Source organism: Ruminobacter amylophilus, assembly GCF_900115655.1.
GTDB classification, from domain to species: Bacteria; Pseudomonadota; Gammaproteobacteria; order Enterobacterales; family Succinivibrionaceae; genus Ruminobacter; species Ruminobacter amylophilus.
In genome coordinates, this window is the sequence record NZ_FOXF01000064.1 from 1 (window position 1) to 10,805 (window position 10,805).

At 40.5% G+C, this 10,805-nt stretch carries 7 protein-coding genes and 1 pseudogene; 2 read left to right on the forward strand and 6 right to left on the reverse strand.

Annotated features, from left to right (window positions below; translation table 11 throughout):
* Together BMY80_RS12450 and BMY80_RS10920 are read left to right on the forward strand one after the other, a co-directional pair.
* Window positions 1-285, forward strand: a pseudogene (locus BMY80_RS12450) (transposase); the annotation flags it as partial.
* Window positions 286-609: 324 nt separating this feature from the next.
* Window positions 610-1,353 carry an outer membrane protein gene (locus BMY80_RS10920; protein ID WP_143066524.1) on the forward strand — a complete coding sequence of 248 codons (744 nt, stop codon included), beginning with the start codon at window positions 610-612 and terminating at the stop codon, window positions 1,351-1,353.
* 107 nt (window positions 1,354-1,460) lie between these two features.
* Here the strand turns inward: BMY80_RS10920 and tnpC are convergent, their stop codons facing one another.
* The 6 genes from tnpC to glmS all read right to left on the reverse strand — a co-directional run.
* The gene (gene tnpC, locus BMY80_RS10925) at window positions 1,461-3,350 is read right to left on the reverse strand and encodes an IS66 family transposase (RefSeq protein WP_093143607.1); all 1,890 of its coding nucleotides are present in this window, start codon (window positions 3,348-3,350) and stop codon (window positions 1,461-1,463) included.
* A gap of 163 nt (window positions 3,351-3,513) precedes the next feature.
* Window positions 3,514-3,909 (reverse strand): IS66 family insertion sequence element accessory protein TnpB, encoded by a 396-nt coding sequence (gene tnpB, locus BMY80_RS10930; RefSeq protein ID WP_093143609.1) that lies wholly within the window; start codon window positions 3,907-3,909, stop codon window positions 3,514-3,516.
* On the reverse strand, window positions 3,909-4,286 hold the full coding sequence (locus tag BMY80_RS10935; protein WP_093143611.1) for a hypothetical protein: 378 nt from the start codon (window positions 4,284-4,286) through the stop codon (window positions 3,909-3,911). Before BMY80_RS10935 ends, tnpB begins: the two co-directional genes overlap by 1 nt.
* A 176-nt stretch (window positions 4,287-4,462) precedes the next feature.
* Complete coding sequence (locus tag BMY80_RS10940) at window positions 4,463-6,772, reverse strand: class I SAM-dependent methyltransferase (RefSeq protein WP_093143614.1); 2,310 nt, start codon at window positions 6,770-6,772, stop codon at window positions 4,463-4,465.
* A 254-nt stretch (window positions 6,773-7,026) separates the two neighbouring features.
* Window positions 7,027-9,186, reverse strand: a complete 2,160-nt coding sequence (locus BMY80_RS10945; RefSeq protein WP_093143618.1) for a glycosyltransferase family 8 protein — start codon at window positions 9,184-9,186, stop codon at window positions 7,027-7,029.
* Window positions 9,187-9,239: 53 nt separating this feature from the next.
* Window positions 9,240-10,805, reverse strand: a 1,566-nt coding sequence (glmS, locus tag BMY80_RS10950) for a glutamine--fructose-6-phosphate transaminase (isomerizing) (RefSeq protein WP_143066525.1), incomplete at its 5' end; no start/stop codon positions are given.

The following is a 10,805-nucleotide window of genomic DNA, read 5'->3' on the forward strand; positions in this document are numbered from 1 at the left end:
GATGATTACTCAATCATAGGAAGTGAATTCTGCAATTTCCTGTCAACTGTTCTATCGTTTAAATTGATTAACAAATTTGATAAGGCTGAATTACTGAACACATTTACCTATAAAAAAATCATGTCAATTTTAAAAAGAGCTAAACAAGCCAGAATTAACTCGGGTGACTGGCAACTTATTAATATGAATCCGTCTCAGGTTAAGGTACTTCAAAAGTTGTCTCTTTTACCACAAGATGAAGTACCAACTAAAAGATCTCCTGGCAGACCAAAAAAGAATGTATAGTATTACGATTTGGGAAAGTTCTATTTGACTTAATTTTCATCTCTTTTCCTCCATCATTTCGTCAGCATTCATTCAATACGTCAATACAACAAAATTGCTATTTTTATAACTTTTTTATAACATAATACTTAATATTTCTTGACATTCGCTCGCGTTTATTATAACTTACTACTACTTTTAAAGTTCTGTATGTTGGCAATAACCTTTCGCTCAGAGACCAAAATAAAACGCTGAGCATTTTTGTTACGCAGAATCGAATCGCTTTTCATAAATAAAAACAATTCTTATTCAGAAATAAGAATACTGATTTTGAGAGAAAATATAATGATTAAAAAAAGTCTTATCGGTTTAGCCGTTTTAACTGCAACTGTCTTATCATCAACCGCATCTGCAGAAGATTCAAAGGTTGTTGGCGTTAGACCATATGTAAGCTTTAAGGCAGGTGCCGGTTTCCAGGATCTTGATGCCAGATGCCATGATGAAACTTCCGGAACAACCAAAACCGTATACGATTGCGGCCTTGATCATAAAACCGTCTTTAACATGAGACCAGCCATTGGTTTACAGTTTGCCGGTGAAAGTTATGTCGGAGGCAGAGTTGAAGTTGAATGGTACAATACCAATCGTGCAAAATTTATTAACGATGTTTTGATTCCTGCCGGAACTGATGAAGAAACAGGAGAACAGTTATACGCTCCAGGTTATGAAAGAAACAAGATTCAGTCTCAGGCTGTGATGTTTAACACCTATGCGGATTTCTACACCAGCGAACTGTTTACTCCATATGTTGGTCTGGGTTTAGGCTGGGCAAAGCATTCAAATAAATACTCCCTTTATAGCTATGCAACTGAAGATGGCAGCAAGTACACCCTTAGAAGCGGCAATACTACCACCAACAGACTGGCAGCTAGTGCATCAGCAGGTACCGCCATCAACTTCAATGAACATTTTGCTCTCGATCTGGGTGCTACCTACTACTATTTAGGAACTATCAAGAATCCAACCACCGAGTATAAGCAGGTTTTAAATTCATTTAACCTGGACGCCGGTTTAAGAGTTTCTTTCTAAAAGAAAATCTCATAATACCGTCATCTGTATGCGTGTAAGTAATTAGGGTTATTTAAAATTGAAGCTCACTGTGCTACACCGCAGTGAGTTTTTGATGTTGTAAAGGTTTAGTCTTCGGAAGCTGTTTCAGCCTGACGCAAGTCTTCCAGATTATTTGACCTGCAGTATGCGGGAACCTTGTCTGACCATGGCAGAAGATGACTCATGTTGCTGAGTACGCTCTTCGGTCTTACCGAACTGATTTCCGTAAGAAGCCATTCAAGATATTTGTACGGAGCCAGGCCGTTTGCTATCGCTGTCTGGATGATTGTGTAGTAGCCGGCACTGACATCGGCTCCATTCTCTGTGAAGTTGAACAGAAAGTTCTTTCTTCCCACGGTAAACGGACGTATTGAGTTCTCAGCAGTATTATTGCTGACATCACAATTGCCATCATCAAGGAAGTTCATAAGTTCATGACTTCTGTCCAATACGTATTGCACACCTTGATTCAGGCGGCTTTTCGGAAGACAGCACCGGGCATCCTTTATCCCCTGACAGAAGTTAAAGAATTTATCCAATATCGGCTTTGTTTTTTTCAGACGCAGTGCTCTGACCTTTTCAGGATCCCGTATTCCGAAACCGTCAACACAGCAGTGGTTTGCTTCTTTTTCAATTACAAATACCTGATCCAACAGCTCCACTGCTTTCGCTGCCAGTAATGTTTCATTGTTCTGCTTGTCTTTGGCCAGTTTTAGAATGTCGGCGAAGTGCCGTCGGGCATGTACCAGACATTCACATCTGATGATTTTTCCCCGACTTTCCCTCACTGTTTTATCGTATCCGGTGTAACCGTCCGTATGCAGGTATCCTTCAAATCCTTTCAGGAACTTCAGCGGATAATCACTGCTTCGTCCGCATTCGTGTTTAAAGTATCTTATCTGATGCGGAGCCCATTTGGTGGTGGAATACACCCACATGTACTGCTGTTTCGGTTTTCTGCCTTCGTGGGTTTTTATGACCTCAACCGGGGTTTCGTCTGCATGTATGTGGCCGTATTTAAAAAGTTCCTGTCTAAGCAGTTCGCAGAAGTTTTCCAGCTGGTTGCTGAACACCTTCTGACACCAGTCGCTCAGGACCTTTCTTACAATTGGTATTCCGGCATCAATCATCTGCTGTTCCTGACGGTACAGCGGCATGCTGTAAACAAACTTCTGCGTGATGACATGAGCAAGCAGTGAAGGTGATACCACTGAGTGTGGCAGCAGGACTGCGGGTGATTCCTGTTTTCTGATAAATCTGTCGTTATTCTTCTGACAGACGGGACATTTGTAAACCCGTCTCTTTGTCTCAAGAATGTAATAGGATGCAGGTCTGAACATCAGACTCTTTGACACAGTTTCTGTTGCCATTTCATCCATTATGCCGTGACACTTTGGGCAGATGCCGGCCTCAGGACCGTCATCAATGAAGCGTTCAACAACTTCCAGTCCAAGCTTATCAAGACCGTTTCCGGTTAATGAAAGTCTCTCTGTTTTCTTTTGTTTTTTGCGGTTCTTTTTGCCTGAAGTTTTCTGTCTGTCGGTGTTCTGCTCTTCAGGAAGGTCCAGTTCCTTTGTCAGAGCCCCGTTCCCGGCAAGAGCTGAGGATTCTTTTTCAATCTCGTTAAAAACATTGTTGTCGCCGTCAAAGAGTGAAGACTGACGTCCGCATTCCACTTTCTCCTGCTCAGGCTTTGAGGCTTTCATGTATTTGGCAACAATGTTGCTCTCTGAAGTGTTGCCTGTTTTAAAGAGCATTTGCCTGAAGCCTTCCACGATCTCTTCACGTCTCTTGTTTTCGGCAACTGCTCTGAGAAGCAGGTTGTTCATTCGGGATATTTTGTCAGTCAGAGAAGATACCAGCTTCTTGTAATGCTCAAGCTGTTCCTGCAGACTTTGATTTGAATTCGGATCCAGGGAATTCTGAGATTGAACAGAAGCATTTTTCCTGTTCTGCTGCCCTTTTTTATTTGCCATCTTTACCCTGAAATCCTATTTGAAAAACCTTTCGTTTACTGGTGTGAATTATACCATAAAAGCACTTTTTCCGATAGCAAAAACGCCAAAAACCCCAATAAATTCAAGGGTTGTTGGCGCTTTTTGTCATCAGGTTTTTACAGGTTAAAACAGACTGTATTCATTAAGATTTCAGAAGATTCTGAACAATGGAATTTCGTTCGGTAAATCTGGCTCCCGTGATTTTTTCAATCGGCTTTACCGGTTCAATTTCCATCCCGCGAAGCAGCCATTCCAGCTGCTGGACGGATATCTGTTTTGCTTCGGTATGGTTTCTCGGCCATTTGAAACTTCCGCGTTCCACTCTTTTGTACATCAGGATAAAACCGCTGCCGTCCCACAGAAGCACCTTTATCCGGTCTTTTCTGATTCCGCAGAACAGGAAGGCTGAATTTTCGCACGGTTCCAGTTTAAATTCCGTGGTGATTTTGTTCACCAGTCCGTTGATTCCCATGCGCATGTCAGTTTTACCGCAAGCCACGTAAAATTTATCAATTCCGGGAGTTATTCTTTCGAGCATCAGGCAACAACCTCCAAAATCCGCAGTAACAGTTCTGAATGAATTCCGTTAGAAATACTGAGTTTTGCTCCCGAGGTCAGTTCTATCTGACATACGATGGAATTATCATGCTCTTTGGAGGTATGAACATTCGTAGCCGGAGGCACTTCAATCATGAAAAATGAACTGCTTTCAGTGGTATCATCAGCTGACGGTTCTTTACATTTACCGGAACCACCACTGATAAGACCGAGTTCTCTCAATCTGCTGATTCTTTTCAAATAAGTCTTATACGATATTCCCTGTTCTGAAGTCCACCGAGTGGTGCTCAGACCGCTGCTCTGCTGTTCATAATACTGATTCAGCCGCAGCTGATGCCTTGGATGTGTTTTAGTCATAAGATTATCTCCGTAAAATACGGTGACATCTTAAAGCGTTGTTTTTGAAAAATGAATAACCCTTGTTGCGTACACGCTTACCGTCATCTTATCTTTAAGGTAAGTTAGAACTTAAACCAAAATGGCAGAAGTATAAAACTTCTGCCATTTCTTTTACCGCATTCAGATGTCATCCGTTACATTGATGATAAAAATCCCCAAGCCAGTGAACAGATAACAGTTGCCTGCTTTTCACCTCTGTAGCGGCCAACCTTATATTTAATTCCTGCGGCATCGAGTTTGGCCAGAAGTTCAGCAATCATTCCTATCTCTCCGGAACGTTCAGTATCATCAATCATAATCACAAAATTCTCCGCAAGAGATTCAGGGACAATGGACAGTGTATCAATTCGTGCATACTGATGCATATCTCCGCCCAAAGGCCCGTCAATTGATATGAAGTCAAAAACCTTATCTTTAAAATTGGCGGCAAAATCCTTATAGCAGCGAACCCTTTCAGCTTCTTTATAAGGTCTGAAATCCCAAGGAAGCTGAACAATGGTTGTGGATTCAGGTACCGCAAAATTGTTGCTGAAAAATTCTATCCAGCCGGGATCATGCTCTACCACGTAATGATTTACGTCAGACGAAGCCCTGACATACTGTGCAATCATTCGGGTAGACTGTCCCAGCCCCAATTCCAGAATACTCTTTGGTTTTACCTCATTGAGAATTCTGTACATCACATACAGGAACTGATAACCTACAGCCCATCTTCCGGGAGAAAAGCTTCTATCGTTTAACCATGAACTGTTATAAATGGTATTATTGAATATGGCCGCCCATTCATTTTCTCTGGCCACGCCAACACTGTCATTCACCCTCTTTGCAATGACATTAACAATCATATCATTGGACTTATTCAGGGATTCAACATTTATCTCGTCAATTCTGTCTGATATTTTTTTAACCTCGGCATCTGCCTCTTTATGCTGTTCAATATATTCACCGCAGGTGCTTTCCAGTGATTTTATTCTGTCAATGCAGGTGGTTGAAGCGTTATGAAGTTCTGAAGCACACCACGACTGCAGACTGCTGATTCTGTCGCTGATACCATCAAGACTTTTATGCAGTGAATCACTCTGATTATTTACTGAGCATATTTTTTTATCAATGGAAGACATCCCGGTCTGAATTCTGTCTGAACAGGCTTTTTTAACACCACGGAGCCCAAACCTCAGTTCGTCACTCATTTTTCTGACAGTGTCTTCAAAAACGCTATTCAGCAGTTTCTTTGTCCTGACAAGTTCATCTCCGACCTTAAGAAACGCTTCAGAGGAACTCTTACTGCTGTCACCTATCTGCTTTCTGGCATCATCAACCATGGTCACCAAATCTCTGACAGCCGCTGAGATATCTTCAGTATTTTTGCAATACTCTGATGTTATCTGCTGAACCTTTTCTTCAAACAAGCTGACAAGGTCTTTATATACTGACTCCCTGCCACTGTTAACGTTATCCAAAACGGACTTAACCTGAGATAACCCTGAATTCAGTTTATTTTTGAGATCTTCCATATCTGAAGAATGATTCCTGTGAAGATCATCCAGCTGAACTTTAGAATCGACAATGCTCCCCGACAATTCGTCAACACTTCTTTCCAAAACTTCCTGAAGTTCAGTTACTCCCCTTGTTATTTTCTCAAAAGACTCGGAACCTTGTTTCGAAAAAGACAGACAGTTACTGTTATATTCTTCCACTTTTTTTAACAGTTTCAATTCAGTGCCAAGAACACTGTCAGACAGATAATCGAGTACTGCTTTAAACTTTATCTCAAAAGCCTTCAGTATATCGGCGTATGCCATATCACTGCTATTCTTTACGGTTTTATTTATTCCCTTTAGCTTATCATTCATCTCTGCGAAGCATGAATGTACTTTTCTGCCAAGTTCTTCAATGGTCTTCTGACCTGAAAGAACACTCTCCTTTCTTGAATCAGCAACGCTTTTTGACAGCTCACCGACACTTCTGTCAACATTATCCTTTATTTCCTTAAAATAACGGCATAGTGTATCCGAAGATTCTGAATTGAGCTTAACCAGTGACTGATACGAACTGTCACATTTCTCTATTCTGCTTAATAACGAAGACTCGATTCCGGTAACGCGATTAGAAAGATAATCAAGCTGTTCCTTCAGTTCTCTGGAAGAATTATTCAGCCCCTGTTCCTGAAGTTTTATCAGATCTGTAATTCTATCCAAAGCCAAATGCTCAGAAAAACTCAGACCTAAAATTTTTCGGGTTCTTACGTAATCCTCAATGTTTTCAGAATATACGGGAACACCTAAAACAGACTTTTTCTGATACTGTATTTTATTGATGCCGTCACCGGTTTTATATGTCGATCTGAAAAGGGATCTGTATACGGGAACCCAGCAAAAATATAAAGTATATTTCCCGTCATTCTCGACAGAACCGATAAATCTGTTTTTGTTACTATCAACCATTATAATTATCCAACACGAACTTACGGAATATACTGATTGTAGCAGTATATTCGCAACATATATACAAAACTTAAACGTTCATATCACGCTGATCACATGAAAACAGTTATAAAACCGAATGACTGACAGTTTTAATCAGTAATAAAACATTTCTCGAGATGTGTCTGATAATGAATACACCTTTCTGTTTAAACAGAAAGGTGTATGAGATATAAAATTCATCACCGTCAGATTACGGGATATGATTTCCTCAACTATTTTTTGGCACGGGAAGTTTTGGCCTGCTGTTTAGCCTCCTTATTAGGATAAGGAGCATATTCAAAAATCTTAGAAATGATGGTGTCGGCATGATCGCTGTTACTGATTAAGGTATTAATCTGAACATCATTATTGCCTTCAATCACATTTGTTTTCCATAAGGCAACATCCTGAGAATTTTCTACATATCTCAGTCTCTGGCGCACATCACACAAAACAACAGATGTTCCGGATAAAACCATATTCATCTTTAACCAGACGTCATCCGCATCAAGACACTCTCTTTTGATTTTTTCAATATTAAAAGTTTCTTTTCTCAGAGAATACGGAGGAAACAATGTTCCTGCTCCACATGTCGGAAACAGCTGCATGGAAGGCTGGTTAACCCACTTATCATACTCATGCTTCCATGTTTTATACGGTCTGATCATACGTGATGAGTCTTCACCACTATTAGCCAGCATTAAATGAACTCTTGATGCAGAGACGCAATGAGGGTTGCGCTTGTAGGAATCCAGCAGTCTTTCAATCATGTAATGAGAGTAATGAAGATCGTCATCAACGGTGATAACCAGATCATGAGGGTACTTCTGCATTGTATAAAAATACTTTTTATGAGCCTTTATATCTTCTTTAGCCCAGCAGATGGTAACGCCCTTTTCCTGCAATTTCAGCAGCTCATCCGGCAAATCCTTCTCTCTGTTTGGAAACTGAGGTTCTGCAAGCCACAATAAAACCTTGTCGGGACGAACGGATTGAGACAGAATTTCCTGTAATGGAATATGTACAATTCCAATTCTTGCCGGGAAAGTCGTCATAGAAACAATAATACGAGGTCTGTCAGGCTCTATGTATACCGTATCATTTTTAGATAACAGTGAACATTCCCTCTTGATGGAATCTTTAGGAAGCCCCAACTCAAGACACATCTTTAAATAATATGAATACCATTCAGCTGCCAGCGGAGTATTTGAAAACTTCCATGGTTTGTCTTTGGATGAGTAATGTACCAGAAGGGCTTTTTCGGCAAGCTCAGGAAGCGAGCTGAACTGCTCATTATATTTTTTGTTAAGTGCCTCCATCTCAAATTTTTGACAGGCACGGATTAAATTTACAAACAGACAGTTGTATTTAATGGACAGATATTTAACTTTAGACTGCAGAACTTCATTAAACACATTCTGATCCATCAGAGTTGAATCATTGCTGTTTTTCTTGGTTTCAATTAAAACCTGCTGTTTATTTTCCTGTCTCAGCAAATCCAGATTCAACAGCATCACGCCACTGTTAAAATACCTTTCATATTTTAAAACAATCGGATTCTGGGAATAAAGAGTTCCTGAATCTTCTACAGCTGCAAGATAATAATCAGACACATCAGTACTGAATAATTCACTGAGATCAGTTCTGATTATAATATCGCCGTCAAGGTATAAAACCTTACTGAGTGTTGAGAGATAACTCGGAAGCTTGAATTTGAGCAGAGCGGATTCAGTAGCAACACAGTACGACCTGCTACTGAAAACATGAAGATCCTTAAGCTCTTTTAATTCCGTTTGAACTATATATACATTAACTGTGCTGCTGGAAAGACTGTTCAGAAGAGATGCACAATGCTCGGAAATTTCGTTGGTAATAAAAAAGAAATTATATACGGAAGAACTGTGTTTATTCGATATGGCAGAAATTGCAGAAACGCATGTAGGAATTACGTATTTATCATCCAGGATGTACGCAATATTCACTCCGTCGGGAATATTTGTCAAATCAGTGCTGTAGGAAGTATAAGGTTTGCTGACTTCCTTTTTCTTTACACTGTTTATTACTGATTTGACTGCTTCCAATTCCTTGTCTTTTCTGAATACCAGTGATTTAGTATCAACAACTGAACCGGTTTCCTCATCAATCAGTTCAACTACATGTTCTTTTCCGTCTTTTAACGCATCGGGAACAGCAGTTCTGAATCCGTGATATCCGTGACCGAATTTATTCTGAGTATAATTCGTAAAAATATCGTTATCACATTTACAAACAATCCTATGAGCTCCATTGTCAATTGAAAGCGTACAATTTCTACTTTCACTCTTATCCGTATCAAGCAAATATCCGTAGATATTTTTTCTTCCTGAGGAAGAATCAATCTTTCCTTTTAACATTATAATCCCTTCAAAGATAACAAATTATCGTCATTAGATGTTTATTATGTGTTTTATTCAACCGTTACGCTTTTAGCCAGATTTCTAGGCTTATCCACGTCAGTTCCCTTGAGTACCGCAACCTTATACGCTATAAGCTGCAGCGGTACCGTATAAACTATCGGCTCAATCACTTCCTCAACCTTCGGTATTACAAAATAACTGTTTTCCGGTATACCTGAAGCTGAGAATGAAACTGCGGACTTCTCATCGCTGATGAGATATACAAATCCCTTTCTGGCCTTAACAGATTCAATGTTTGAGCGAAGCTTGTCCAGCAGTCCGTTTGACGGAGCAACTATTACCGTAGGCATGTTCTCATCAATCAATGCTATAGGACCGTGTTTCAGTTCCCCTCCGGCATATGCTTCAGCATGGATGTAGCTTATTTCCTTTAACTTTAGCGCTCCTTCCATGGCAACGGGCCAGTTGATGCCTCTTCCCAGGAAAATGCATCCCTTAAAATCCTTCAGGTATTCTGATATCGAAGAAAGATTTGAATCTCTGTTGAGAATGTTGTCTATGTAGACAGGTAGCTTCTGCAGAGCATCAGTAATGGACTTTTCCTGTTCTTCTGATACAGTTCCCTGTACCACGCCTATATTTCCTATAAGCAGAAGCAGGGCAACCAGCTGAGTGGTAAAGGCCTTGGTTGAAGCAACTCCGATTTCGGTTCCTGCCTTTGTAAGCAGACACAGATCGGATTCTCTTACCATGGATGATGTCCCTACATTGCAGATTGAAAGTGAAGCCATGTATCCCTGTTTCTTGGACAGTCTCAATGCTTCAAGGGTATCTGCGGTTTCTCCTGACTGAGATATGGTTACGAACAAGCTGTCAGGATAGGTGTAGGATTTTCTGTATCTGTATTCGGATGCTATTTCAACTGAACATGAAACATTCAGATACTGTTCCGTCCAGTATTTGGCTATCAGACCTGCGTGATATGACGTTCCGCATGCCACAATCTGAATATGTCTTACCTTTCCGAACAGTTCAACGGCATTGCCGCCGAACGCTTCAGGAATAAAATGACCGTTGGCAATGCGCTTATCCAGGGTGTTTCTTATGGCAACAGGCTGCTCATGAATTTCCTTTTCCATGTAGTGACTGAAGCCGTTCTTGTCAGTGGCATCATATCTGGAATCAGAAACGGTGATTTCTCTTTCAACCCTGTTGCAGTCTGAATCATATATGGTTACTGAATCCCCGGTGATTCTTGCGGTATCACCGTCTTTAAGATAAATAAATCTGCTGGTCTCGGACAGAAGAGCAATCTGATCTGACGCAACAAAGTTTTCATTCTGTCCCAGGCCGATAACCAGAGGAGAACCGCATCTTGCCACCACCATGGAATCAGGTTCGGCTGAATCAATGATTGCGGTACCGTAAGCTCCCTTAACTTGTTTAATGGCCTGCTGCAGAGCTTCAAGCAAACCGCAGCTCTGTTTTCTGTAATAATTTACAAGATGTACAAAAACCTCGGTATCAGTTTCTGAAGTAAAAATATATCCGTGTTTGATTAACATGGATTTGAGTTCAGCATAATTTTCAATGATACCGTTGTGAACCATTGCTAT